At 65.2% G+C, this 26,455-nt stretch carries 22 protein-coding genes; 6 read left to right on the forward strand and 16 right to left on the reverse strand.

Annotation, left to right across the window (positions count from 1 at the left end):
- Positions 1-252 precede the first annotated feature (252 nt).
- Positions 253-2,166 carry a cyanobactin maturation protease PatG family protein gene (locus ACQ4W4_RS02385; RefSeq protein ID WP_436540626.1) on the forward strand — a complete coding sequence of 638 codons (1,914 nt, stop codon included), beginning with the start codon at positions 253-255 and terminating at the stop codon, positions 2,164-2,166.
- 154 nt (positions 2,167-2,320) lie between these two features.
- The gene (locus ACQ4W4_RS02390; protein ID WP_436540627.1) at positions 2,321-2,497 is read left to right on the forward strand and encodes a hypothetical protein; all 177 of its coding nucleotides are present in this window, start codon (positions 2,321-2,323) and stop codon (positions 2,495-2,497) included.
- A 464-nt stretch (positions 2,498-2,961) separates the two neighbouring features.
- Here ACQ4W4_RS02390 and ACQ4W4_RS02395 read toward each other — a convergent pair whose 3' ends face one another.
- From ACQ4W4_RS02395 to ACQ4W4_RS02450, 12 genes are all read right to left on the reverse strand, one after another.
- Positions 2,962-4,152, reverse strand: a complete 1,191-nt coding sequence (locus ACQ4W4_RS02395; protein WP_436540628.1) for a PA0069 family radical SAM protein — start codon at positions 4,150-4,152, stop codon at positions 2,962-2,964.
- An 80-nt stretch (positions 4,153-4,232) separates the two neighbouring features.
- A complete protein-coding gene (locus ACQ4W4_RS02400) occupies positions 4,233-4,952 on the reverse strand; it encodes a tRNA-uridine aminocarboxypropyltransferase (RefSeq protein ID WP_436540629.1) in 720 nt (239 codons plus the stop codon).
- A gap of 86 nt (positions 4,953-5,038) precedes the next feature.
- Positions 5,039-6,796: a methyl-accepting chemotaxis protein gene (locus ACQ4W4_RS02405; protein ID WP_436540630.1), complete on the reverse strand. Its 1,758-nt coding sequence runs from the start codon at positions 6,794-6,796 to the stop codon at positions 5,039-5,041.
- A gap of 264 nt (positions 6,797-7,060) precedes the next feature.
- A complete protein-coding gene (locus ACQ4W4_RS02410; RefSeq protein WP_436540631.1) occupies positions 7,061-7,573 on the reverse strand; it encodes a lipocalin family protein in 513 nt (170 codons plus the stop codon).
- 25 nt (positions 7,574-7,598) lie between these two features.
- Entirely contained in the window at positions 7,599-8,399 is an 801-nt protein-coding gene (locus ACQ4W4_RS02415) for a substrate-binding periplasmic protein (protein ID WP_436540632.1), read from the reverse strand.
- Positions 8,400-8,432: 33 nt separating this feature from the next.
- Complete coding sequence (gene tssA, locus ACQ4W4_RS02420) at positions 8,433-9,470, reverse strand: type VI secretion system protein TssA (RefSeq protein WP_436540633.1); 1,038 nt, start codon at positions 9,468-9,470, stop codon at positions 8,433-8,435.
- Between the two features lie 34 nt (positions 9,471-9,504).
- On the reverse strand, positions 9,505-12,147 hold the full coding sequence (gene tssH / locus ACQ4W4_RS02425) for a type VI secretion system ATPase TssH (RefSeq protein WP_436540634.1): 2,643 nt from the start codon (positions 12,145-12,147) through the stop codon (positions 9,505-9,507).
- Entirely contained in the window at positions 12,144-12,620 is a 477-nt protein-coding gene (gene tssE / locus ACQ4W4_RS02430; RefSeq protein ID WP_436540635.1) for a type VI secretion system baseplate subunit TssE, read from the reverse strand. Before tssE ends, tssH begins: the two co-directional genes overlap by 4 nt.
- Positions 12,621-12,686: 66 nt before the next feature.
- A complete protein-coding gene (locus ACQ4W4_RS02435; protein ID WP_034750126.1) occupies positions 12,687-13,178 on the reverse strand; it encodes an Hcp family type VI secretion system effector in 492 nt (163 codons plus the stop codon).
- Positions 13,179-13,209: 31 nt separating this feature from the next.
- Positions 13,210-14,700: a type VI secretion system contractile sheath large subunit gene (tssC, locus tag ACQ4W4_RS02440; RefSeq protein ID WP_436540636.1), complete on the reverse strand. Its 1,491-nt coding sequence runs from the start codon at positions 14,698-14,700 to the stop codon at positions 13,210-13,212.
- 1 nt (position 14,701) lies between these two features.
- The gene (gene tssB / locus ACQ4W4_RS02445; protein WP_436540637.1) at positions 14,702-15,211 is read right to left on the reverse strand and encodes a type VI secretion system contractile sheath small subunit; all 510 of its coding nucleotides are present in this window, start codon (positions 15,209-15,211) and stop codon (positions 14,702-14,704) included.
- A 37-nt stretch (positions 15,212-15,248) separates the two neighbouring features.
- Positions 15,249-15,839, reverse strand: coding sequence for a tetratricopeptide repeat protein (locus ACQ4W4_RS02450; protein WP_436540638.1), 591 nt, complete (start codon positions 15,837-15,839; stop codon positions 15,249-15,251).
- Between the two features lie 272 nt (positions 15,840-16,111).
- On the opposite strand from ACQ4W4_RS02450, the gene tssJ reads away from it, so the two are divergent.
- From tssJ to icmH, 3 genes are read left to right on the forward strand one after another with little or no spacing between them, the layout of a single operon-like run.
- The gene (gene tssJ / locus ACQ4W4_RS02455; protein WP_436540639.1) at positions 16,112-16,702 is read left to right on the forward strand and encodes a type VI secretion system lipoprotein TssJ; all 591 of its coding nucleotides are present in this window, start codon (positions 16,112-16,114) and stop codon (positions 16,700-16,702) included.
- 37 nt (positions 16,703-16,739) lie between these two features.
- The gene (gene tssK / locus ACQ4W4_RS02460) at positions 16,740-18,110 is read left to right on the forward strand and encodes a type VI secretion system baseplate subunit TssK (RefSeq protein ID WP_436540640.1); all 1,371 of its coding nucleotides are present in this window, start codon (positions 16,740-16,742) and stop codon (positions 18,108-18,110) included.
- Entirely contained in the window at positions 18,107-18,889 is a 783-nt protein-coding gene (gene icmH, locus ACQ4W4_RS02465; RefSeq protein WP_436540641.1) for a type IVB secretion system protein IcmH/DotU, read from the forward strand. Before tssK ends, icmH begins: the two co-directional genes overlap by 4 nt.
- 50 nt (positions 18,890-18,939) lie before the next feature.
- Here the strand turns inward: icmH and ACQ4W4_RS02470 are convergent, their stop codons facing one another.
- From ACQ4W4_RS02470 to ACQ4W4_RS02485, 4 genes are all read right to left on the reverse strand, one after another.
- Positions 18,940-19,725 (reverse strand): OmpA family protein, encoded by a 786-nt coding sequence (locus tag ACQ4W4_RS02470; protein ID WP_436540642.1) that lies wholly within the window; start codon positions 19,723-19,725, stop codon positions 18,940-18,942.
- Between the two features lie 9 nt (positions 19,726-19,734).
- Entirely contained in the window at positions 19,735-20,715 is a 981-nt protein-coding gene (tagF, locus tag ACQ4W4_RS02475) for a type VI secretion system-associated protein TagF (RefSeq protein WP_436540643.1), read from the reverse strand.
- Entirely contained in the window at positions 20,712-24,530 is a 3,819-nt protein-coding gene (tssM, locus tag ACQ4W4_RS02480) for a type VI secretion system membrane subunit TssM (protein ID WP_436540644.1), read from the reverse strand. Before tssM ends, tagF begins: the two co-directional genes overlap by 4 nt.
- 217 nt (positions 24,531-24,747) lie before the next feature.
- Entirely contained in the window at positions 24,748-25,587 is an 840-nt protein-coding gene (locus ACQ4W4_RS02485) for a M15 family metallopeptidase (protein WP_436540645.1), read from the reverse strand.
- Between the two features lie 139 nt (positions 25,588-25,726).
- Here ACQ4W4_RS02485 and ACQ4W4_RS02490 point away from each other — a divergent pair, with 139 nt between their 5' ends.
- Complete coding sequence (locus ACQ4W4_RS02490) at positions 25,727-26,419, forward strand: hypothetical protein (protein ID WP_436540646.1); 693 nt, start codon at positions 25,727-25,729, stop codon at positions 26,417-26,419.
- Positions 26,420-26,455: the final 36 nt, after the last annotated feature.

Raw genomic sequence — 26,455 nt, forward strand, 5'->3', positions numbered from 1 at the left:
TCCCTCCCCATCCTTCCCGCCTGCCGTTTTCGTCCATCCCGGCCAAAAAGAGCGGACGATATGCGCCAGTATTGTTACGTCATGACAATGCAAATCAGCCCCGTTCGTTAGAAATCAAGCACTTGGCATTCTGGCACACCCCTTGCTAAAGATTATGCTATCGGCGCCTGGCAAGCAGACGCCGCAGCAGGCGTGCGGCGCACCTCGAACGGTGTGCCGCACGCCCTCCAGGACCCAGCAAGGAGCCCGGCCGTGCCGACGATTATGGAAGAATCCACCACCCACGACAGCCTGGCCAACCATGGCTTGCTGCCAGGCCTGGCTGCCTTGCAAGAAGACAACATCGGCTGTCCCGACATCTGCATCGCCGTGCTCGACGGTCCCGTCGATACCAGCCATCCCTGTTTTGCCGGCGCCAGGCTGCAACAGATCGATACCCTCGCCACGGGCTCCAGCGGCAGCGGCCGGGCATCGCAGCACGGCACGCACGTCGCCAGCATCATCTTTGGCCAGCCCGGCAGCCCCGTCACAGGCCTGGCCCCCCGCTGTCGGGGCTTGATCCTGCCCATCTTTGCCGACCGCGCCGACGGCGCCGTGACGCAATGCACGCAGCTCGACCTGGCCCGCGCCATCACCCAGGCCGTCGAGCACGGCGCGCACATCATCAACGTCAGCGGCGGCGAACTGTCCGACAGCGGCGCCGCCGATGGCCTGCTGCAAAAAGCCATACAACTGTGCCATGAACGCAACGTCCTGCTGGTGGCAGCAGCGGGCAATGACGGTTGCGATTGCCTGCACATCCCCGCCTCCATCGAGTACACGCTGGTGGTCGGCGCCCTGGACCGGCAAGGCGCCCCCATGCCCAACAGCAACTGGGGCGCAGCCTATCGCACGCGCGGCCTCATGGCACCGGGCACCGACATCCTCGGCGCCGCTCCCGCAGGGCGCGTGCGCGTCAACAGCGGCACCAGCTTTGCCACCCCGATCGTCTCGGCCATCGCAGCCTTGCTGCTATGCCGGCAACACCAACATGGGGATCGTCCTGACCCTCGTGGAGTTTGCAGCGCACTGCTGCAGAGCGCAACGCGTTGCAACACCAATGGCGAGCTGGACTGTCGCCGCCTCCTGACTGGGACATTGAATGTGCCGGGCGCCACTCAACTATTATTAAAAGGGAAAATTGAAATGTCAGACGATACTGTGATTGAAGCGAGCCCAGCCAATGCCGACACTTCCGCGCAGGCGCATCCGCTCAGCATCCCCATGCTGGAAACCTCCTCGCCGGCCACGCTTGCCGCCCCTGCCGGCGCAGCGCGGCAAGGCATCGCCGCTTCCGGCATCGATGCCTCCGATTGCGGCTGCGGCGGCGGTGCTGCCAAGGGTCCGACGCTGGTATATGCGCTGGGCAACCTGGGCATCGACTTCGGCAGCGAAGCACGCCACGATTCCTTTGTCCAGGCCATGCCATCGGGCAGGAACAACCCCGACGATCCCCAGCAATTGATCGAGTTTCTGCGCGCAAAGCCCTATTTCCGCCAATCGCTGACCTGGACCGTCAACCTGGACGCCACGCCGATTTACGCGATCGTGCCCGTCGGCCCATATGCCGACCTGACCTATGAGCTGCTGTTCGAGGCCTTCGTCGGCACGATCGATGGCAAGGTTGTCATGAACTCCTTTCCCGGCGTAATCTCGGGTGCCGCCAGGCTGATGTCCGGCCAGGTCGTGCCCGTGATTCAGCCGGCCATACGGGGCATGTTCAGCTGGAATGTTCCGGAGCTGATCAGCAGCCTGATGGCAGCACAGGACAACCAGGAAATCAGCAGCGGCAACACGGGTGCGCGCCTGGAAAACTTCCTGAATCGTATCTATTACGACTTCCGCAACCTGGGCGTCACAGGCATGGACCGCGCGCTCAACTTCTCGGCCACGAATGCCATGCAGGCCACGGAAATGCTGAGCAAGACCACCGGCATGCAGCTCGATACCATCGTGGTGCAACAGAGCCCCGTGTGCCGTCCGGGTTCCGAGTGCTACGACATCATCATGACCTTCTTCAACCCGGAGAATCTGCAAATAGCCAATACGGTCGCCCGCTTCGCCGTCGACGTCAGCGATGTGATACCGGTCAGCGTCGGCCCCGTGCGCTACTGGTCGCAGCGCTAACCGCAACGCCATTTGAATTGTCGGGGCACGTGGACGCAGTGATGCGTGCACGCGCTTCAGCAGACGGTCGTTGGCGGGAAACGATCAGCACCGTACTTCGGTACGCACACCCATTGCCGTTGCCCGCGGCGGCGCCACCACAAGGAGTTTTGAAATGAACAATCTGCCATTGCAAGCCAAAGCCGTTCAACGCAGCCCCAGCATCTCCGGCGTCAGCCAGGGTGTCGCCCCTTCCGGCATTGCCTGCACCCTGTGCCAAATGGGTTGCAGCGCCTTGAGCGGCACCGCACAACAAGTCTGCCTGGCAGCTTGCGCCGCCACCGTTTGCTGATCAAGCCGGCAAGATCAAGCCATTCCGGCTAAACCCGGCATGCCTGCGGGCGATGCGTTTCTGGTCGCCCGTTCAGCCTGCCGCATCACCCACGATTGAGGAAGGACAGCGATGCGACTCCCACTACAAAGCCCGCCTGTTTCGCGCAGCGCGCGTGGCCCTATCAATGCGCAAGCCAGCGGCCCGCACGCGAGCGGCATGCAGCCGTCCGCCTGCGGACCGACCAACACGGGCCAGGGCCAATGCTTCGATACAAACGGGCCGATAGGCGGTCCGACGGCCCACAATTGCAGCGCCTGCTGCGCCCGGCGCGGTGCGATTCACTGGCAAGGCGTGAATGGCACCTTTGCCATCTGCCACTAAGCACCGATTCGGCCAGCAGGATCCCCGCCTTCTGGCCTCTGCCGGAAGCGGGGACTGTGCGTCGGGCGCCGGCCCTTCCCGCCCCGTCCACGCTGCATGCGCTAGAACAAATCCAGCTGCCCCGCATTGCCCTTCTTTACCTTTGCACCCAGCGGCGGCACCACCAGCGGCCGGCGGAATTGCGTGCAATCGAGCTGCTTGAAGCGCCCGCCCTTGCCGTGCAGCCCCAGTCTGTGCACGGCCTTTTCAAAGCGCTGGCGGATCAGGTCAGCCCACACTCCCTCGCCGCGCATGCGCGCGCCGAACGCGCTGTCGTAATCCTTGCCGCCACGCATTTCGCGCACCCGGTTCATCACGCGCTGGGCACGCTCCGGAAAGTGCGCTTCCAGCCATTGCTGGAACAAGGGGCTCACTTCCCACGGCAGGCGCAGCACCACGTAATGGGCGTGGATGGCGCCCGCGTCGCGCACGGCTTCGAGCAACTGCTCGATTTCCGGCTCCGTCACGAACGGGATGATGGGCGCGATGCTCACGCCTACGGGGATGCCCGCCTCCGTCAGGGTGCGGATGGTGCGCAGGCGCCGCGCCGGGGCGGCCGCGCGCGGTTCCAGGGTGCGCGCGATGGCCGGGTCCAGCGTCGTGACAGTAACGGCCACGGCCGCCAGGCGCCTGGCCGCCATCGGCGCCAGGATGTCGATATCGCGCTCGATCAGCGATGATTTCGTGATCAGCGCGACGGGGTGGTCGCACTCGTGCAGCACTTCCAGCACGCGCCGCGTCAGCTGCCGTTCGCGTTCGCAGGGCTGATACGCATCGGTATTGACGCCCAGGGCGATCGGTTCGGGCACATACGACGGCTTGGCCAGTTCGCGCCGCAACAGTTCGGGGGCATTCACCTTGGCGTAGATGCGGCTTTCGAAATCCAGGCCTGGCGACAGGCCCAGATAGCTGTGCGTGGGGCGGGCAAAGCAATAAATACAGCCATGTTCACAACCCCGGTAGGGGTTCAGCGACACGTTGAAGGGCAAATCGGGCGAAGCGTTGCGCGTGAGAATGGTACGCGCCTGTTCGTCGCTGACCTGCGTCTTCCATCCCGGCGCCGCCTCTTCCCCAGCCGCCTCGTCCAGGCCGCCCACGCTCCAGCCGTCATCGAAACCGGCGCGCGCATGCGTCTCGTGGCGCCCCTGCAGATTCGAGACGGCCCCGCGACCCTTTTGCGCTTTCAGCGATTGCGGCGGCAACATGGCTTGCCCGGCGAAGCTGTCATCGTGCTCTGGAATGATTGCTTTCATGAACGGCCCCATCAACTGTATATACGTACAGTATACTATGCCGCTGTGCGGCCAAGATCAAGGGCTACCGTGCTGTCGTTTCAAGCTTTTTCGCCATGCGGCATGACATAACTCAACTGCTGCGCGACAAAGCCGTCAAATGCCGTGATCAAGGGAACGAAGCGGGAAGCTTCCTGCTCCAACTGCATCAGGGCATAGCACGTCGCTTCCAGGGTCGATAACTGGTCTGGCGCGTGGGCCTTGCGGATCAAATAATGGGAAGCGGGCGTATCGCGCAGCGGCAGGCGCGGCAGCTGTTGCAACAGGGGATTCAGATACAACATCTTGCGGCTCTTGCGCCAGGTGGCGTCCAGCACCACCAGCCGCAATGGGGTCGGAAATCGGGGCGGATCGAGCAAGAGTGCCGGGTCGAGCGCTGGCGGCGGCGCGATGCCCAGCGAGCTGTCGCCGGGCGTATCCGGGTACAGCAGCACGTTGTGCTTGCCGGCCAGCAGTTCTGCGAGCGTGTCCGGGGCAAATTGCTCGCCCGTCAGCAGGCGGCTGTTGGGCAGGCTCAGATGCAGCAAGCGGGCGCTGCCCTTGGCATTGTGGACTTCCAGCGGATGCTGGAGGATCAGCACTTCCACGGCGTGGGAAACGGGGGCGATCCAGCGGCAGATGCAGCTGGCTGCGGCGCGCAGGCAGACAGGGCAGCGTGCGCGTTTGGCGGGTTCAACCTCGGAAGAGGATGCGGCGCCAAGGCTGAAGGTAGCGCTGGGAATAGTGCTGGGAATAGGGCTGGAGGTACGGCGGGTGGTCATGGCGGAGCGCGTTCGCGGCTGTCTTCAAGCCGCGATTGTAGCGCCCACGCCATGCCAAGGGGGAATCTGCGCTTAAGAACCTGCGCTTAAAACTCTTCCCATTCATCGGCACCGGATGCCACCGTCGTCTTCGGCGCGCGGGCGCGCACGGCGTCCGCTTGCGCCGCCTTGCCCGGCGCGGGTGCGGCCACGGCTGGTGCCGGCGCGTTGTGCTTGGCTGGCTGCACGGCCGGTCGCGCGGCAGGCTTCCCTGGCGCCGACGCCGTCACGGACGGGTTTGCACTGGCCGAAACATAGCGCTGCGTTGCGTCGAGCTTGAACACACCCACCACGTCGGCCAGCCTGGCCGCCTGCTCCTGCATGGATTCGGCAGCCGCCGCCGCTTCTTCCACAAGAGCCGCATTTTGCTGCGTCACCTGATCCATCTGGCCGATGGCCTGATTGACTTGTTCGATGCCGGTGCGCTGCTCATCGCTGGCGTCAGTGATCTGGTTCATGATCTGCGTCACATGGCTGATGCTTTGCACAATCTCGTCCATGGTGCGGCCCGCCTTGTCCACCAGTTGCGAACCGGCCTCGACCTTTTGCACGGAATCGTCGATCAAGCCCTTGATTTCCTTGGCCGCCGCGCTGGAACGCTGCGCCAGGTTGCGCACCTCGGAGGCCACGACGGCAAAACCACGGCCCTGCTCGCCGGCCCGGGCCGCTTCGACGGCCGCGTTCAGGGCCAGGATATTCGTCTGGAAGGCGATGGCGTCGATGACGCTGATGATGTCGACGATCTTGCGCGAGGAATCGTTGATCGAGCCCATGGTGCTGACCACTTCCGAGACCACCACGCCGCCCTTGCTGGCGATCTGCGAGGCGTCGATGGCCAGCTGGTTGGCGCTGCGCGCATTGTCGGCGTTGAGTTTCACGGTGGAGGTCAGCTCTTCCATGGACGACGCCGTCTCTTCCAGCGAACTGGCCTGCTCTTCCGTGCGCGACGACAGGTCCAGGTTGCCGGCCGCGATTTCGCTCGACGCCGTACTGATCGATTCGGTACCGGCGCGCACCTGGCCCACGATACTGACCAGTTTATCGTTCATGTTTTTCAGCGCATGCATCAGCTGTCCCGTCTCATCGCGGCTTTCCACGACGATATGGCTGGTCAGGTCGCCAGCGGAAACAGCTTGCGCCACCTCGACTGCACGCGTGATGGGGCGCGTGATCGAGCGCGTGATCCAGTAGGCGCAGGCAATGCCCAGCAAGATGGCCACTACGCCCAGCGAGATCAGCAGCAGACGCCCGTTTTCGTAGCGCGCACGGATTTGCGCAGCTGCTTCATCGAGCAATTTGGCTTCCAGCAGTTCCAGCTTCTTCAACGACGCCAGGTAGATGTCGCGCTTGGCGGCCATGTCGCCTTCGTACAGGCGCTTGCCCAGTTCCAGGTCGCCCGCATTCTTGGCCTTGAACACATTCTTGCGTACTTCCGTGTAGGCCTTGCGCGTGCTCAGCACCTCCTGATACAGCGATTGCTCTTCGGCATTCAGCTCACTTTTGCCGATAGCGTTCTGAATTTCCGTGGCGCGTGCCGACGAGACGGCCATTTCCTGTTCAAACTGCTTCTGGTGTTCGGGATCGCCGACTTTCCAGGCGGCCGCCGTGCGCGCCGCGTTCACCTCGATGACCTTGGTCCATTCACCAATCAGGCGCTCATTGCGCACCTTGACGCTGACCAGCGCATCGGTTTCCTTGCTGGCGCTTTGCATCTGCACGATGCCCACCACGGTGAGACTGGTCAACAGCAGCAGGACGGCGGCAAAACCGCCACCGAGACGTACGCCGATTTTGAGGTTTTTCATTGCGTGATTCCTATCTGAAAAAAACAATGCACAGACGCCACGAAACCGACCTGCTGCTACGTATCAATATAGCAGGCATCTGCCGTGCGGCAATCACGAGCGGCGACGCAAGGCCATCCACGTCGCCAGAATGGCAGCGCGCCGAGGCGCACCACTTTGGAGCAGATTGTGAGTGAATCAGAGTGGTATTGCAAGAAATAACATGCAGAAAAGCAACAACCAGAAGGCGGTCGGCCGCCACGAACGGGCGGCAGGCAAGCAAGGTCAGTTTTGCTTCACATAGATCAATTTTGATGTATCGAAACCCAAGCCACCAGCTTTCTCGATCAGGCGCCGCTGCAATGCAGGGTCCATGGTGGGCGTGCGCGACAGCAACCAGAAGTAGGATTTGTCGGGGCCGCTAATCATGGAATAGCTGTAATTTTGCTGGTCCAAATCAAACACGATGTAGGAACCATAGAAGGGGCCGAAAAACGACACTTTCAGGTAACCCACGTCTTTCTTGTCGACGAAATACGCCTTGCCTTCCGCTTCCTTCCACTTCGCGTCCGCCCCCTTGTAGCCGCGGTTGAGCACTTTCAGGCCGCCATCCTGGCGCAGGCTGTAGTCGGCCGTCACGTGGCTCAGGCCCCGCTCGAACGAGTGGTCGAGGCGCGCGATCTCATACCATTTGCCCAGATAACGGGTCGTATCGAAGTTGCTAACTGGCACAATATTCTCGGGCCGGCCTACGCAGCCGGCCAGCACGAGCACACATAGTAATAATATTCTTTTCATGTTTTTCTCCATCGGGTTGAATCAGTCAGGGGAGCAGCGCGCGGTCGAGGATGCGGCGGATTGCGCCGTTGGCTTGCATGCGCACGATAGCGGCATTGAATTGCTCGATAAAGTCATCGCGATAAGGGTAGGCGGCGGGCCGGCGCTCGGTAAAACCCAGGTGGCCCTGCTGGCTGGCCAGCTGCGCCGTTTCCTGGATCGCCTGCATCGGCGTGCCCCGCGCTCCCTCGCGCCGGATGCGCTGCAATTCCCATTGCGCCGACAGGCGGTCGCTGACATAGCAATCGATACGCCCGCGCATCAGCTTGAGCAGATTCGTGCGCGTACCCTTGGCCGTATCGAACACGATGTTGGCCGCTTGCAGGGCTGCCGCCTGTTGCGCATCGCCCAGCAAAAAACCCGCGTTCACGCCGATGTGCAGGCCGCCGTAATCGGCGGGCCACTGCCGCAGCGCGCGTTTCGCCAGCACGTCCTGGTTACACAGCACCACCAACTGCTCCATCAGCAGCGGCACAGAATAGCGCACGTACGGCCGCTCGCTGCGCCACGAATACGGCGGATACAGCGCAAACGCCTCGCCTGTCTGCAGCATCAGCACACCCCGTTTCCACGGCACGGGACGCAGCTGCACCGCATATTGCGGCATCGATTGCACGGCTTCGCGCACGATCTCCGTGTAGATGCCTTTCAGCTGGCCGTTGTCGACGTAGGAGTACGGCGGATAATCGTCGTCGCCATAGATCACCAGTGGCGTCGCACCCTCCGCCCGCGCACTGGCAGCGATGAACAGGCATAGCGCGGCAGGCAGGATGAACATTCTGGACATGCCGGAAGATTAGCATGGAAGCGCGAAAAACAATCATCCGTTCGCGCTGTTCGTGCCCAGCATTTCGTCGAGTTGCGCCAGGGTGCCCGAGTCCTTCACGACGGCGCGCAGCCACAGGTGCAGCGGCAGCTCGCCCCAGCTGGCAGCCTTGTCGGCCAGGTAGGCGACGGGGCTGTGCGGCTCCGTGCGGCGGAAAAAATCGGCCACCTGACGCAGCTGGGCTAGCGCCTGCTGGCGCTGCACGATGGCGCCCACGCCTGCGCCTGCGTCGGCGCCCTGGCCAGCGGCCCGTGGCGCGCCGGCAAAGTCCGCATCCGGTGACAGCGGCGCGATGAAATGAATGGCGTTTTCCAGCGCTTCGCGCGCAGCGCGAAAACTCGGACCGTCGACGCCGAAACGCGCGTCGACGCTGCGCTCGAACGCCAGCAGCGACTGCATGCAGTATTGGGCATCGGCCAGCAAGCCGTCAGAAAAGGCGCGCGAGTTCCTTTGCCGCGCCGCCTCCATCTGCGCCAGCGTCACGCCGTCATCGTGGCGCGCATCGCCCCAGCCCTGCTCCGCTGCGCCCGGCGCCAGGCTGGCGGCCGCACGCTGGCGCGCCGCATCGAAGTCCTGCAGTGAAAACAGGCCGTCGCTTCCTTCGGTCAGCGGGATCTCGCGCAGCAGCTGCGGCGTGCGCGAGAGCAGCCAGAAGACATTGCCGATGCGCTGCTCCTGGTCGCCCTCTTCCGCCGGCGGGTACAGGCCATCCCAGTAACGCTCGCACAGACCGGCCAGCAGCGCGTAGCCATCGCCCAGGCCACGGAAGTGGCGCGTTTTCGCGTGCGCCTCGGCCAGCCACACGGCCACGCGCAAATCCTTGCTGCGCGCCGCGATCAGCTGTTCGCAGCGCGTCGCCACGAAGGGCCAGTCGGCTTCCTTCAGCGCCGTCACCCACTCGCCCTGGTCAAGGCTGGGATCATCATGCTGGCGCGCGCGCGCGATGGCGTCGAGCTCCTGGCTGAAGGTAAGGTCTTCGCCGCAGGGACTGACGGCGCTGACGGGGTGCAGCAACTGCTCCAGATTGAACATGGCGCTCTCCGCGGGGTGACGTTACTTGCTGACGTTACTTGATGGTGTATTTGAACTGCCCCTGCTTATTTGCAGTGACGCGTATCGATGTGACCGGCTCGCCTGCGGCCATGCGCGCCAGCACCGCTTCGGCGATCGCCGGCAGCAGGCTGCCGTTGAGGATCTGATCGACATTGCGCGCGCCAGAATCGACCTCGGTGCAGCGCGCCAGCACGGCGTCGACCAGGCCCGCGTCATGACTGAACTGCGCCTGGTGGTTGCGCGCGATGCGCGCGCCTATCCTCGCCAGCTTCAGGGCGATGATCTCGGCCAGCACGGCGTCGTTCAGGGGATAAAACGGCAGCACTTTCAGGCGCCCAAGCAGGGCCGGCTTGAAATGCGCCACCAGTTGCGGGCGCACCAGTTCTTCCAGCGCGGCCGGCGTGGGCAAGTCTTGCGCGACCCGGTTCAGACAGGCGGCCATCATGGCGCCCGACCCCAGGTTCGAGGTGGCGATGATGATGGTGTTGCGAAAATCGACTTCGCGCCCTTCCGCATCATCGAGCACGCCCTTGTCGAATACCTGGAAGAACAGTTCCAGCACGTCGGGGTGGGCCTTTTCCGCTTCATCGAGCAGCACCACGCTGTAGGGCTGGCGCCGCACGGCTTCCGTCAGCACGCCGCCTTCGCCATAGCCGACATAGCCGGGCGGCGAGCCTTTCAGACCGGCCACGCTGTGCGCTTCCTGGTACTCGCTCATGTTGATGGTAATGAGCTTGCGCTCGCCGCCGTACAGCAGGTCGGCCAGCGCCAGCGCCGTTTCCGTCTTGCCCGTGCCGGACGGCCCAGTGAACAGGAACACGGCTTGCGGCTTGTCCGGGTCGTCCAGGCTGGCGCGCGCCGTGCGCACGCGCTGCGCCACCGCGTCGATGACGTGGTCCTGTCCCAGCACCCGTTCGCGCAGCGCGCCCTCGAGGGTCAGCACGGTGCGGATCTCGTCCTTGAGCATTTTCCCCAGCGGGATGCCGGTCCAGCCGGCGACGATGCCGGCCACCACCTGCGCATCGACTTCCAGCGGCGACAGCGGCGCTTCTCCCTGCAGGGCAGCCAGCTCATCTTTCAGCGCCAGCAGGCGCGCCGCGCCGATCTCGCCCGGCCGCTCGCCGCGCAGCTGCGCGCGCAACTCGCCGATCTGCGCCACCAGCGTTTTTTCGCGCTCCCAGCGCTGCGCCAGCGCCGCGATCGCCGCCTGTCCTTCGTCATGCTCGCGCCGCAGCTGCACCAGGCGCGCGGCGCCGGCCTTGCCGGGCGCTTCGCCGTCACTTGCCTCGCGCGTCAGGGCGGCGATTTCCGCTCCGATGCGTTCCTGCCGCCGGTTTTCGTTTTCCAGCTGCGCCGGCGTGGCGCGCTGGCCCAGCGCCACCTTGGCGCACGCCGTATCGAGCACGCTGATGGCCTTGTCGGGCAACTGGCGCCCGCTGATGTAGCGGTGCGACAGGCGCACCGCCTCGACGATGGCGGCGTCGCGCACGCGGATGCCGAAGTGGCGCTCCATCAGCGGCGCCATGGCGCGCAGCATGGCGCAGGCGATCTCTTCGCTGGGCTCTTCCACCTTCACCACCTGGAAGCGCCGCGCCAGCGCCGCATCCTTTTCAAAATATTTCTTGTACTCGCTCCAGGTGGTGGCGGCGATGGTGCGCAGGGCGCCGCGCGCCAGCGCCGGTTTCAGCAGATTGGCCGCGTCGTTCTGCCCCGCCTGGCCGCCCGCGCCGATCATCGTGTGCGCCTCGTCGATGAAGAGAATGATCGGGTGCGGGCTTTTCGTCACCTCGTCGATGACATTTTTCAAACGACTTTCGAACTCGCCCTTCACGCTGGCGCCGGCCTGCAGCAAGCCCATGTCGAGCGCGTGGATGCGCGCGCCCTGCAGTACCTCGGGCACGTCGCCGGCGGCGATGCGCAGAGCCAGGCCTTCCACCACGGCCGTCTTGCCCACGCCCGCCTCGCCGGTGAGAATCGGATTGTTCTGGCGCCGGCGCAGCAGGATGTCGACAGCCTGGCGTATCTCCGCCTCGCGGCCGATCACGGGATCGAGCTTGCCGTCGCGCGCCAGCTGCGTCAGGTCGGTGGTGAACTGGTCCAGCGCCGGGGTCTTGCTGGCCAGGACGGCAACAGGATCTTCGGACAGGTCGGCAAGCTGCGGCACTGCAGCGCTTTGCTCTTCATCAGAACCTGCCGTCAGCTTGTCCGGATGGTGTTTCAACTGCTCCACGCTGAAGCGGGCGAACAGCTTCGAGCCGCGGTACGCGAGCTGCGACAGCTCCGGCTCCGTCAGCAGCGCCAACAACAGATGGCGGCTGCGGATGGGCCCTGGCCGCGTCGTGTCCAGCGAGGCGATCAGCCAGGCATGCTCGAACAGCAGCGGCAAGTGGCGCGACAACACGGGCGTGCGCGCGCTGCCCGTCCGGAAGCCGCCGATCTCGCGGCGCAGGTCCGCCTCCAGCGCCGTCAGGCTGATTTCGCTGCGCCGCGCGATGGTGACGAAATCGCTGCGCTCCTGCTCCAGCAGCGCCAGGAACAGGTGTTCGATATCGACTTCGTACTGGCCCAGGCCCACGCAGATGGCGGCGGCGCGGGTGGCGGCCGTGCGCGCCGTGTCATTAAGTTTGGCGATCAGGGTTTTCAAATGATTGCTCATGCGGCGGCTCCCTTGCGGTTGATCGAATAGCGCAGCGACGACGGCTGCAATACGGCGTCGAAATTGACCGCCTCGCCGCCGGCCATCACGGCCAGGGTGCCGCTGATGACGAAGCCGACCCGGTTGATGCTGCCCGCTTCGCGCTCCAGGCGGGCGCGCACATTGCGCAGGCGCGGTTCATGGCGTTCGATGGCCGCCTTCAGCGCGGCGCAGATGCGGGCGCGGTCATCGCTGCTGGACAGGCACATGCCGGCGAAATCGATCAGGCCATAGTTGACGATGGAGGCCGCGCATTCCGGATAGGCGTCGAGCGCGCCGGGCGGCAAGGCCACGCGCGTGTTGAGCAGTTCCTCCAGGTCGCGCGCCACCGCATCCTTCAATTGTTCCAGCGAAAGGCGCACCGCCACGCCGCCCGCCGCACCGCCGCCGTCGCCCATCAGGCGATCGAACAAGCCAGGTACATAACTGTCCATGCGCTCTCCTGAAAAATCGGCGCGGCGCTCGGGCGAAGGTGGCCGCCGCGCGCCGCGCACCATGGGTCAAGCCACGCGGTTCGCGGCCAGGTCCCAGCCGCCCGAGGTATTGCCGCCGGCGCCGCCCGTCACTTTTTGCTGCGTGTATTTCCACTTCACTTTCGAGAATTTGAAGCCGACGTGTTCACCGAGGATGTCGCCTTCTTCCACGTTCGGCGTCACGGCGCCGATCAACACGTTCTCGATTTCGATCTCAAAATACTTGACGCGCTCCCCTTGGCCGTCGGCGCGCATGAATTCGAAGCGCGCCTTCGGGATGGTCTTGCCGGCCGAGCAGGTCTGCAGCAGCACCGGCGAGGCCAGGTCGGCCAGCTTGGAGATGACGATGTCCTTGTGCTCGCAGCGTTCGGCCGTGTGGCCGCCGCCCGTCGAAGCGGTGGCCGACTTCGGCTGCTCGACGCTCCAGCTGACCGATTTGCACTCGATCCAGTCCTTGTGCTTGTCATCGGTGGACTCGCCCTTGATGCCGTCTATCTGCAGATATACATCGATTGCCATGGTGTGCTCCTGTGGTTGAAAGAGGGGTGAATCAGGAATTGGTCGACTTCGGCAACTCCGCGACCAGTCGGAGCGAAACGGATAATTCATCGAGCTGGAAGTGCGGCCGCAGGAACGACACGGCGCGGTACACGCCGGGACGGCCCGGCACTTCATGCACCTGGACGGACGCTTCGCGCAGGGGGAACTGCGCCTTCTGCTCCTGGCTGGCGTTATCGTCGAGCAGCACGTACTGCATCAGCCAGCGGTTCAGAAAGTCTTCCACGTTGGAGGCGGCGGCAAAACTGCCGATCTTGTCGCGCATCATGGCCTTCATATAGTGCGCGATGCGCGAGACGGCGAAGATGTACTGCAGCTGCGACGACAGCACCGCGTTCGCGTTGGCCGCGTCGCTGTTGTACTTGCGGCTTTTCTGCGCCGACTGCGCGCCGAAAAACGCCGCATACGCCGTGTTCTTGCAATGCACCAGCGAGATGAAGCCCAGGTCCGACAACTCCTTTTCGCGCCGGTCGGTGATCGCCACTTCAGCCGGGCATTTCAGGGCCACGTCACCCTCGTCCGTCTTGAAGGTGTGGGTCGGCAGGTCGTCCACCAGGCCGCCGCCCTCGACGCCGCGGATGGCGGCGCACCAGCCGTAGTCGGCAAAGGCGCGCGTCAGCTTGCTGCCGAACGCATACGCGGCGTTACACCACAGGTATTTGTGATGGTCGCTGCCATCGACTTCCTCGACAAAGTTAAAACCGTCGACCGTGGTGCCGTCAACGGGATTGAACGGCAGCCGGCCCAGGAAGCGGGGCAAAGTCAGGCCGACGTAGCGCGCGTCCTCGGATTCGCGGAAGGCTTTCCATTTCGCGTACTCGACGGTGTCGAACACCTTGGCCAGGTCGCGCGGCTTGCCCAGGTCGCCGTAGCTTTCCAGGCCGAACAGTTCCGGCGCAGCCGAGGCGATGAAGGGCGCGTGTGCAGCGGCGGCGACGTGCGACATCTGCTCGACGAAATACATGTCTTCCGGCTGGCGCGAGATGGCAAAGTCGCCCAGCAACGCGGCAAATGGCGCACCGCCGAAGGTGCCGAATTCCTCTTCATACACCTTCTTGAACATGCTGCTCTGGTCGAACTCCAGCGCGGCCTGGAAATCCTTCACCAGTTCGCGCTTGGTGGCGTTGAACATGCGGATCTGCAGGCGCGTGCCGGTGTCGGAATTGCCGACCAGGTAGCGCAGCCCCGTCCAGCTTTGTTCGAGTTGCTGGAACGGCGCCGCGTGCATGATTTCGCTCAGCTGGGCCGAAATCAGACGGTCGATTTCCGCCACGCGCACGTCCAGGGTGGCCGACAGGCTGCTGGACATCAGCACCGTGCCGTCGAGCACCTGGGCCACCAGTTCCGAGATCAGGTCGCGCGCGCGCGCATGTTCGGCGCCGGACTTGGCGACGCGGCTTTGCTCGACGATCTGGTCGAGCAAGTCGGTGGCGGCCGGCGCGCCGGGCGTGGATGCTGCTAGGGCTTCTGCCTGGGCGCTCATCTCAATCCTCCTGCGCTGGGAACTGCGGTTTCAGGGTGGCCAGGCTGTCCGTGTTGTTCAGCACTTCCGTCAGCAAGTCTTCAAGCTTGTCGTTGCCGGCCAGCTTGTTGCGCAGGTCGGCCAGCTTGGTGCGCGCCTCGAGCAGCTTGCGCAAGGGGTCGACCTGGCGCACTACCGATTCCGGGCGGAAGTCGTCCATCGAGCGGAAGTGCAGATCGACGGCGAACGTGCCGCCCGCCTCGCTGATACGGTTCGGCACCGCGAAACGGGCCACCGGCTCCACGCCGGACAGCACCTCATCGAAGTTGTCGCGGTCAATGGAAACGAACTTGCGGTCCTTCAGGCGTTTTTTTTCGCTGTCCGGATTGCCGCCAAAGTCGCCCAGCACGCCGACCACGAAGGGCAGCTCCTTGTTTTCAATCGCGTCGCCGATCTCGACGTCATAGGTCATTTGCACGCGCGGCGCGCGGATCTTTTGCAGGCGTTTTTGCACGCTGTCGGACTTGGGCATGTCGCTTCCTTTGCAAGGGGATGGTGGGGATGCTCGCTTATTTCAGGCCGCTGAACGGGTCGGCCGCGCTGCCTTGCTGCGCCGCGCCCTTCGCCGCCGGCGTACCGGAACCGGCCGCGCGCTTGCCGGCCGCCGGCGGGCGCCTGGCCGGCGGCACCAGTACGTCTTCGCCTATGCTTGCACGCAGCAGCTTGGCCAGGTCCTGCGCTTCCGAGCGCAGCGAGCCATTCAGATTGTTTTGCCGCGACAGGTCGGCCAGCGCCTTGCCGGACAGGCGCAAGCCGCTGACGGCGACAATGCTGTTGGCGACCTTGTCGTCCGGGTCGCGCTCCAGCGCTTCGAGCGCATGGCCGATGGCATCGCCGTACTGGCCGCGGTCGAACTTCATCTGCGCCATTTGCAGCCACGGCGCCTTGTCGGCGGGATAACTCGCGCCGCCGCGCTGAAGCAGGGTCATGGCGCGCTCATACTGGCCGGCGCGCGCCGCCGCATCGGCATCGCTCATCACTTGCGCCAGGGTCGGCGCGGCAGGTTTTGGGGACGCCGACTGGTCCGGCGTGGCGCAGGCGGCCAGCAGCAAGGCGCTGGCAAGGCAGGCAATACGGAGCAATATCGTGGCTGGCTTCATCGGGGGTACTCCTTCACGTGGAGGACGCTACCGCTGGGAAAGATGGGCGGCGTGAAGACTATTATTGATCGGCATTTTTTTACCAAATTGAGATTAATCAGCAAAGAAGAAGTTCCGCGCTACAGCCGCGTAGGACGACAGGAATCCTGATCTGGCGCAGTAATTGTCTTGATCGCAGACCGATCTTGCGCCAACGCAAGCAGGTCGCCCGTGCATGCGTTTAAATGGCTGCAATACTTTTGTTTCCACACTTCATCTTGCAAAGGTCGCCCATGCCACCTGACGCCCTGGTCCGCCCGGCCCGCGCCACCGCGCTGCTGGTGTTGCTGCAAGCGTTGCTGCTGACCGGCTGTGCGGGCGGCGCCATCGGCACCCTGGCCAACGCGGCGCTGCAAATGGCCGGCGTGGCCAAGCCGCCGCCGGAACTGCCCGACGCGCAGCAGCCGCCGCGCAACGTCAGCATCCGCCTGCACGCGGCGCAGCGCCTCAACACCGATGCCGACGGCCGGCCGCTGGCACTGGTGGCGCGCATCTACAAGCTGCGCCAGAGCGCCGCCTTCGAGCAGGCGCCCTACGACAGCTTCCTCGACGCGCAGCGTGAAAAAGCGGCGCTGGGCGCCGACCTGATGGAAGTCAAAGAAGTGCTGCTGGTGCCCGGCCAGCGCTACGAAGTGCAGGAAAAAGTCAGCAAGGAAGCGTATTTCATCGGCGTCGTGGCCCTGTTCCGCGCGCCTGCGGCGCAGCGCTGGCGCGCCACCTTTGCCGCCGCGGACGCGGAACGCGGCGGCATCACCGTCGGCCTGCATGCCTGCGCGCTCAGCATCAGCGGCACGTCCACGCTGTCGGCCGCGCGCTGCCAGTAGCACCAACAGACACGCCACACATTCAAGGAGAAACGAGATGGGCATGGCAGCGAAAGTCTTGTGGGGAGAAGGCCTGTTCCTGCGGCCGCAGCATTTCCAGCGCCAGGATCAGTATCACGAAGCGCGCCTGCATCACACGGCCAGCGCGCTGCATCCCTACCTGTGGGGCGTGGCGCACATCGAGTGGGACCTGACTGCGCTGAAGACGGGCACCCTGCGCCTGCAGGCCCTGTCGGCGATCTTCCGCGACGGCGAAGTGTTCGAGGCGCTGGGCGACGGTGCGCCCGGCAGCGATATCCTGCCCCCGCCGGTGGACCTGGAAGCGCTGCCGCCGGCGGTGCAGGAAGTGACGTACTACGCGGCGCTGCCCATCCTCAACCGCGAAGGCATGAATTACACGGCGCAGGCGTCAAACGCCGGCACGCCGGCGGCCACGCGCTTTGCGCACGCCATGCGCGCCACGCCCGACCTGTTTACGGAGTCCGCCGTGGCCGACGTGGCCTACCTGAAGAAAACCATGCGTTTGGTTCCCGACAGCGAGGCGCGCGGCTCCTACGACTGCCTGCCGCTGATCGCCCTGCGGCGCACGGTATCGGGCGGCTTCGAGCCAGTGCCCTCGTTCATGGCGCCCAGCCTGGCGATCGCCGGCGCGCCGCGCCTGCAGGGCGTGCTGGAACACTTGCTCGACGCCTTGCAGGCGAAGGTGAGCGCGCTGCACGGCCACCACCGCGAACCGAGCCGCAACGTGATCGAATTTCGCTCGGGCGACGTGTCCTCGTTCTGGCTGCTGCACACGGTCAGCACGGCCGCCGCCGCGCTGATGCACTACGTGCGCCACCCGGCCCTGCATCCGGAGCGCCTGTACGAGGCGCTGCTGGGCCTGGCGGGCGGCCTGCTCAGCTACTCCAAGCATTACACCCTGGCCAGCCTGCCCACCTACGACCACGCGCAGCCGGGCATCTGCTTCGACGCCATCGACGCCATCATCCGCGAACTGCTCGACACCGTCATCTCGTCGAAGTATTTTTCCATCGCCCTGCTGGAAGACAAGCCGTCGTACTACCTGGGCAAGCTCGATTCGGGCAAGATCGACCAGCACACCACCTTGTACCTGGCGATCCGCGCCGCCATGCCCGCCATCGAACTGGTCGACGTGGTGCCGCTGCGGGTGAAAGTGGGGGCGCCCGACGACGTGGAAAAATGCGTGCTCACGGCCATGCCCGGCCTGAAACTGTCGCATGCGCCGCAAGTGCCGGCGGCCATCCCCGTGCGCCCCGACACCTATTATTTTGCGATTGAAAACCGCGGCGCGCTGTACGAACAGATGCTCAAGGCGCAGTCGATTTCCGTCTACGTGCCGGCCGGCATACGCGACCTGCAGCTGGAACTGATCGCGGTGACGGCATGAGCCAGCTCATCGAACGGCGCGCGGCGCCCTCCCTGCTGGGACCTCGCGGCCCTGCCCCTGCCGGCGCCCGCCATGCGGGCAGCGCCCTGCTGGACCTGATGCACGAAGGCTTTTACATGCTGTTCATGCTGAAGCACGGTTCGGCGCCCGGCGACGAGCAAAGCTTCATGGACCGCATCACGGCCTTCCTCGACGACTTCGAACGCGAAGCGAAAAAGATCCGCGCCGATGGCGACGATATCGAGGCGGCCAAATATGCGTTCTGCGCGGCCGTCGATGAAATCATCCTCGCCTCGCCGTTCGCCCTGCGCAAGCAATGGGAGCGGCGCCCGCTGCAGCTGCTGATCTTTGGCGACCAGCTGGCCGGCGAACACTTTTTCGACCGCCTCGACGCCTTGCGCGGCAAGGGCGCCATGCGCGTGCAGGCGCTGCAGGTCTTCCACATGTGTTTATTACTGGGATTCCAGGGCAAGTATGCGATCGACGGCGGCGAAAAACTCAGCTACCTGACGGCGCGCCTGGGCGACGAAATCGCCCACATCAAGGGCAAGAGCCGCGGCTTCGCGCCGCGCGCGGAACGCCCCGACCAGGTGGTCAACAAACGCGGCAGCGACGTACCGCTGTGGGCCCTGTCGAGCTTTTTCGCCCTGTTGGCCATCTGCGCCTACCTGGGCCTGAAAACGCATCTGACGCGCGGCACGCAAACCACCCTGGCCGCATATGCGGACCTGGTCAAGCTGGCGCCACGCCCGGCGCACCTGACCATCACCCTGCCCTGAACACCTCACAAAACCTACTGCGCGTCGGTTTTGTGAGGTGTCAACCCAATCTATTGCGCAATACGGAACTCGATGCGCCGGTTTCTCGCCCGGCCATCGGCCGTGGCGTTGCTGGCCACGGGACGGTCCGGTCCCTGCCCCGACACCAGCACCGAATCGGCGACGACGCCCTTGCCGGCCAGGTAGGCGCGCACGGCTTCGGCGCGCGCCTGGCTCAGGGCCACGTTGCTGGCGCGCAGGCCCGTGTCGTCCGTGTGGCCGATCACCTCCACCTTGCGTCCGCGCAGCTTGAGCATGGCGGCCGCCATCTCGTCAAGGATGGCCTGGCCGGCCGGCGTGATGGTAGCCTTGCCGCTGTCGAATTCGATGATGCGTTTATCGAGCGCTGCGTCGAGCAAGCCCTGCTCGGCCTCGGCCGCCCTGACCCGCAAGCCATTGTTGACGACATACGTGGGATTGAGGCTGGTGGCGATATCGCTGGCGATCTGCTGGCGCTGCGCCTCGTTCGCCACTTCGCCGCGCACGCTGACATTGTTGCCGTCAATGCTGATCTGCCCCCGTGAAATGAGCTTCAGATTCGGCGCGATCAGCTTTTGCACATAGCCGTTCCAGTTGGCCGGCACGGCCACGTTGCCGATGGCGATCTGGTCGACCACGCGCTCGGCGCCATACAGTTCGCGCAGACGGGCCAGCACGGCCGCCTTGCCCGCCTCGTCGGCCAGGGTGCCCGTGACGAGGATCTGCCCCGGCATCGGCGTCTGCGGCGCTTGCGCCTGGGCGTGGCAGGGAGCGGCCGCAGGAAGCAACAGCGGCAGCAGGAAAATGTGAGATTTCATCGCGGTCCTTCAGGCAAAAGTATCGGCAAACATGGCGCAGGCCGAGCGCAGCGACAGCTGCTCCTGCTGCAAACAGGCGGACAACTGGCGCAGCGCCGATGCGTGCCCCAGCTGCTCCTCGACCCAGTCGAGCTGGTCGAACACGATCAGCCGTTCGCTGCCGGCCTGCGGATCGATCAGCGCGCGCAAGCCATGCGGGTCGGCGCCGCAAAAACCGATCACCAGCACGGGCGCCTCGTCGAGGTGGGAAAAGAACAGCGCCAGTTCGAAATCGGCCTGGCGAAGGAAAGGCGCGATCAGGTGCAGCCAGAAGCTGGCCACCAGTTCGCGCAGCTGCGCGTCGTGCGGCAGCGGCAGCACCAGGCTTTTTTCCAGGCGCGGCAAGCCGCTCCGGCGCACCGGCTGCAGCAGCAGGCCCAGGCCCAGCAGCAATTCGCGCACCGTCACCGGGAACGCGGGCGAAGCGAGCATCGTTTGCAGGCCATGCACCGTCTGCGCCTGCAAAAAGGCGGCCAGCCGCGCCGCGTGTTCAGGCGCGGCCGGTTCGACCTCCACCACGTTGCCGGCCAGCGCCAGCAAGGCCGCAGCCGGCTCCGGGCTGGCCACGATGCCCTGTGACAGCTGCTCCACGCGCTGCCACAGCGGCGCGAGCACCAGCGGGCTGCAAGCGACAAAAAGATCGGCGTCATCGATTTCCAGCGCGCCCATGGCCATGAAGGGAAAGCGCCTGTGCGACTGGTCGTTGCTCGCTTCGAGGCGTCCGGCGATGGCGCGCCGGCTGCGCGTGCCGACAAAGGCGAAGCGCAGCGGCGCCAAGGCGTCGTAATTGAGCTTCCAGCGCGGTTCCACCGTCAGGGCCGTCATGACCTGCGCCAGCCAGTCGTCGAGCAGCTGCACCAGCGCGTGATTGTCGCAAGCCTTGATGAAATCGCCGCGCGCGGGGATCTTGCCAAAATAACCGAGGCGCACCTGCTGTTGCGCGCGCATCATGGCGACACTCCCGCCGCCGCAACTGCGGCAATGGCCGGCACGGGTGCCGGAGCACCGACGATGGTCTCGGGCAGCTGCATGCCGCGAAAGCCCTGCTCCTGCAACGCCGCAGTTCCGCCCGCACCCGTCGCCGTCGTCTCCGCGCTGCTGGTGATTTTCAGGTCGACCGCCACGGCCACTTCGCCGCGCGCCCAACGCAGCTCGAACACGCCGCCATCCTTGCGCTTCTTGGCCGCCGCGTCGATCATGCGCTTCAAGCCGAATTGCCCCGGCTCGTTGAACAGCTCCACCGTGCGCCCGTCGAAGGTGACGGCCGTGATGCGCGCCCCCTGCATGCCCGCCGCGCCCTGCGGCCCCGGATGCACCATGTTGGTCCACTGCGCCGGGGTATTGCGGTAGCGCAGCTGCTGGCCGTCGATCTCCACCGTGTATTCGAGGGTGCCCGGCGCGGGCGACGGCTGGATCTGGAAGACGGTTTGCGCCGCCGTCGAGGTGGCCGCCACGCCGCCCGCCCCCAGCGGCGCGATCCAGCCGGGGAAGCGCGCCACCACCTGGGGCGACAGGCTGATGCCCATGTCGGCCCAGGTGCGCGGCGCCAGCACGTCGCCGCGCCGCACCACCAGCGGTCCCATGGACGTCGTGACGAATTTCGCCACCAGGCCTTCGGGGCCGAAGAACTGGCTGATCTCCAGATTGCTCGCCTCGATGCGCGCCGTGGGCGCGAACGGATATTTGTTGGCAAGCGATTTCTGGAACGGCTCATACACTTGCGCCGCCCAGGTCTTGTTGATATCGAGTTCGGCCGGCGCGACGATGACGGCAAAGGTCTGCATCAGCGGGCGCACGAGGATGGGGCGTATCGCCTGCTTTTGCGCGTCGCTCATCCCCGTGAGCAGTTGCTCGTCGACCAGCTTCAGGGCGTCGGCCAGTTCGGAGCCGCTGCCTTCCAGGGTCTGCTGCATGAACTGGCGCGCGCCCGGTCCCGCGTCGCCCTGGTTCTTCAGCAAGTTCAAACGGCTGCGCAGTTTCGACAGCGCTTCGAGGTAGGCGCGCATCAGGGACGCATTGCTGTCCCTGGCCGCCACCAGCTTGCCCACGCCGGCAAACTCGCGCCCGACGGGGCCCATCGGCTTGTCCAGGCGGGCCGGGTCGAGCTGCGCATTGACGCCGGAATTGGCCGTCAGCTGCGACGGCGCGCGGCGCAGCACGGTCTCCTTGAACCAGGCGATGATGCCCCGCTCGGCCTTGCGCAATTGGGCATTTTGCAGCGCCGGGTTGTCCCACGAGGTTTCCTCGTAAATCGTCGTCAGCAGTTTGGCGATCGGCGACGCTTGCGGATCGCCCAGGCGGTTCATCGCCTGCACGGCGCCGTCGAAGCCTTTCAGGTCGGCGACGGCCACGCCCTGCACGAATTTCTGCCACTCGCGCGCGTAGTCGGCCTTGTACATGGCCACCAGGTTTTTCTCGATCTGCTCCGGACTGCCTTCCAGGGTCAAGTCGTCGGTCGAGGCGCTTTTCAGCACCCAGTCGGCGCTTTGCAGCTCGCGGTTGGCGGCGTCGCGAAACGCGCCTTCAACGAACTTTTCCCAGGCCTGGCGCGTAAAGGCGCCGGAGACGGCGTGACTGCCCGCCAGCAGGGCCTGATCCTGTTCACCGACGATGCGCGCCACCGTCATGCCGGGAAAGCGCGTCGAGGCGCGCGCCTTGACGTCGGCATACACGCGCTCGCGCGCCGGCATGCCGCGCACCACGCGGCGCAGGTTTTCGCGTGCCTGGTCGACCAGCGCCAGCTTCTGTTCGATGCGCGGCCAGGACGGGTCGCCGATCTGCGCGAGGTAAAACGTCAGCAGCCGTTCGGCGCTGCGTATCATCTGTTCGCGCGGCATGGCGCCCCGGTTGCCCTCCAGCCAGCCGCGCCAGAAACGCGTCATCTGGTCGTTCAGGTGGCTGCTTTCCGCATGCGTCTTGTCAGCCAGCATCAGATAGGTTTTCAGCGCGTTGTAGGCGTCTTCCACATTCGTCGCGCTGGCCGCCTGGTACTGGACGCTGTGCGGCGCCGCGGTGGGTGACGCGGCGGCAGGCGTCTGCGGCGTGCGCGCCGTGGGCTGCAGCTGGTCGGCGCTGGCGTTCATCTCGAACAGCAAGGCTTCCAGCGCGCCCGCCACGGGAGCGAGCATGATCTGGCGCGCGCCGGCGAAATATTCCTCGCGCAGCTTGCGCCCAAGCAAGTCGCCCTGGTACAGGCCCAGGCGCAAGGACCACGGCCTTTGCTCCCGGTACGCTTCCAGCTGCTCGATGCGGTCCTGCAATATTTCGAGCGCTTCCAGGCGCGACTGCAAGTCCAGGCGCTTCTCCTGCAGCTTCACCACTTTATTCAAATCGGCTTCGACGTTGGCCACCAGTTGCCGGTTGCCCAGGTAGGACCAGCTCCAGCCGCCCAGGCAGGCACCCAGCGATACCGTGGCGACAAAGAATACGGCATATTTGAAGCGCAGCTTGGCACGGTTGGCATAGGTGGCCACCAGGTGCTTGTCAGCAAAAATCACTTTGCGAAACAACTCCAGCAGGAAATAGCCGTGCTGGCGCGCGCCCGATGGCGCCGTGGCCGGGGCCGGCGCGAAGGCCAGGTCGAAGCGGCGCGCCACCTGCTGCGAGGAGCCACTGACGGGCTCGCCCTCCTGCAGCGCGCTGGTAAAGTAAAAACCGCGGAAGACGGGCTGAAACTGGAACGGGTTTTCCTCGAACAGGGTGGCGATGAAGGCGCGCAGAGCCGGCTTGATGGCGGCAAATTCCAGCGGGAAGGTGAACACGCCGGGAGCCATCGTCTTGCGTTGCCGGTGCGCCATGTTGGCCAGGCTCAGCTCCGTCAAGCCATCGTGCAATTCATCGAAGCTCTGGTCGAAAAAACTCAGCAAGTCGGCCGTGGGCAGCTTGCGCTGGTAGGGCATGGTGGCGCCCCAGACGCGCTCGCGCTCGCTGCTTTCGGCATCGGCGAAAAACTCCGTGAAGCCGGCGATCAGGTCCGCCTTGGTAAACACGATGTACAGGGGCGCGAACACTTCCAGGCGCTCGATGACGTCCTGCACGCGCTTGCGCAGGCTGCGCGCCAGCTGCATGCCCACGTCGGGGTCGCCCTTCAATTCGGCGATGCTGACGGCGATGAGGATGCCGTTGACGGGCGCCTTGCGCCGGTATTTTTTCAGCAGGTCGAGAAAGCCGAACCACTCGCCCCGGTGCTCGTCGACGACGGAGTAGCGCCCTGCCGTGTCGAGCACGATGCCGTCCGTGGTGAAAAACCAGTCGCAGTTGCGCGTGCCGCCCACGCCTTGCACGATCTTGCCGTCGGCGAAGGGAAACTGCAGGCCCGAATGCAGGATGGCGCTGCTCTTGCCGGCGGCCGGATTGCCGATGATCATGTACCACGGCAATTCGTACAGGGCGGCGGCGCCCGACTTAAGGCCCAGCTTGGATGTCTTGATGGTCTCGATGGCGGCCAGCATGCCCGTCCGCACGGCGTCGAGTTCGCCCTGCTGCGTGTTGCCGGCCGTCGAAGCCGAGGCCGCCTGCGCGGCGGCGATCTCGGCCTCGTTGAGGATGGCCTGGCCCAGCGCCTGCGCATTGCGGCGCGCGCGGCGACGGCGCCACAGCCACAGGCCCAGCCACGTGACAAAAGCCAGCAGCAGCAAGACCAGCGCCCAGATCAGCGCCACTTCCAGCACCTCGGCGCCCAGGTACAGGAACGCAGCCAGCGCCACGAAGCCGAAGATGGTCAGATTGCGGCTGTCGGTGAGGAAATGCCAGAGTCGTCGCAGCATGATGAGCCCAGAGTGAGGTCGCAAAGCAGGAAGAACGCCGCCGCGCAGCGAGGCGGATGCGGCCCATGCTGACAGCAATGCGGCGCGCCTTTGTTGACATACGACAAGTACCAGGCGCCAGCGCGCGGCCGGCGCCGGTGTGCCATTGACGCTGCGCAAGCAAGCTTGCAGCGGTGAAATTCGGGCCGGTACGCGGCGCTAGAATGGCTGGCGCGGCTTACTTGCCCAGCACGCGCGGTTGCGGCAATTCCGTGTGGCCAAAATCCATCATGGTCCAGCGCCCGCCCCAGCGCAGGCCCACCGATTCGGCCGTCACGCCATACAAACGGTAGCCGCGCATCGCCCAGGTATTTTTTTCAGAAATAATGAGCTTTCCCTCATGCATGAATGCACAATCGGCGGCCAGGCCGTACTGGTGATAGCTTTGAAACGCCCTGGCGTTCGTCACGTTCGGGCCGGCCGCCGCCAGCTGGTCCTGGCGCGCGGGACTGCGGTAGCCTTCCAGCAAGACCATGTCATAGCCATGCACCTCCTTCATGATCTTGAAGACCAGCAGCAGACGCTGCGCGTAATCGTGGTCGAGCAATTGCCAGTTGCGGCTGGCGCCGCCCAGCAGCGGGCGCAGCTGCGTTACTTCGGCAGTGGAAAACAGCAGCGGCGGCAAGGCCGGCGGCGGCACCAGCTGTTCGCCTTTCAGCAAGTCGCTGACCTGGTCATTGATGACGTGTTGCTGGTCGGCATAGCCGCGCAGGGCGATGCGGTCGCTGGACAGCCAGGCCAGCAGCGGCGGCACGATGACTACCACGCTGCCGGCAAAACTCAGCCAGCGATGCCGCCACAGCAGTTGCCAGGCGCGCGCCATACCCGAGCCCGTGTACTGCTGCACGCGCTGCCACTGCGCGCCGCCGCCCCGCTGCAGCCCCTGCGCGCGCCGCTGCATGCGCCAGCCCAGGTTGACGAGCGTGTGCAGCACGATGGCGCGGCCGCCGGGAAACAGCAGCAGCCAGCAAGCGAAACAGGCGAGCAGGAAATACATCAGGACCAGGGCGACGAACATGGGGCGCTCCGTGACGGGAATCGGCGGGGCCGGGCAATCCATTGCTCGGCGGTATCGTTAGATCGTAGGCGTCCGCGGCCCGCATGAGCGCGGTTTACATCAAGATCAGTCGAATTTGATCCATTGCGGAGGTGATATTTTGTCTTTACTGAAAACCGGAGATGGCCAGGCGCGCGGTCCTGACCTGCTGAGCAAGGCCGGCGCGGCTGGCGCGCGCATCGAAGGCAAGGGCATCCTGTCGCAGCTCGAGCACGGCGCCGCCGCGCCCGCAGCCATGCCGGCCCCGCGCTGGCGCCCTGGCTGGCGGCACGGCGCCGCCGGCGCACTGTGCCTGGCGGTGCTGATCATCGCCGTGCTCGCCTACGACACGGAGATCTTGCCGCTGCCCCTGCCGCCAGTCCCCGCCATGGCCACGGCGGCGCCCGCACTGCCCGCGCCGCCAGTGCCAACGGTGCTGCCGCACGCTGCGCAGGCTGCCACCATCGTCAATACTGCGGGACCGCCCTTGCCCGAAGCAGCAGCCGCAAGCGCATCGCGCAAGACGCCACCGCCCGCGCGCCAGACGGCCGCCCGTCCACAGGGAGCGAAACCGGCCGCCGCATCCAGCGACAGCGACGTCGCCTTGCTCACGGCGATGGTCGCGCATGCGCACCGGCAGGAAGGCACGGCGCCGCCGGTGCGCGACGTGGTGCTGCGCAGGCAGGAGCCGGGACAGGAACAGGAAACGGCGGAACTGTTGCAGCGCTGTCAGCAGCTGGGCCTGATCGAAGGCATGCTGTGCCGTTCACGCATCTGCTCGGGCCGCTGGGACAGCGATCCCGCCTGCCATTGAGTGCCGCTGCGCCCGACGGGACGTCTGGTCCGCTTG

Source organism: Janthinobacterium glycogeni, from assembly GCF_051380725.1.
Lineage (GTDB): Bacteria > Pseudomonadota > Gammaproteobacteria > Burkholderiales > Burkholderiaceae_D > Janthinobacterium.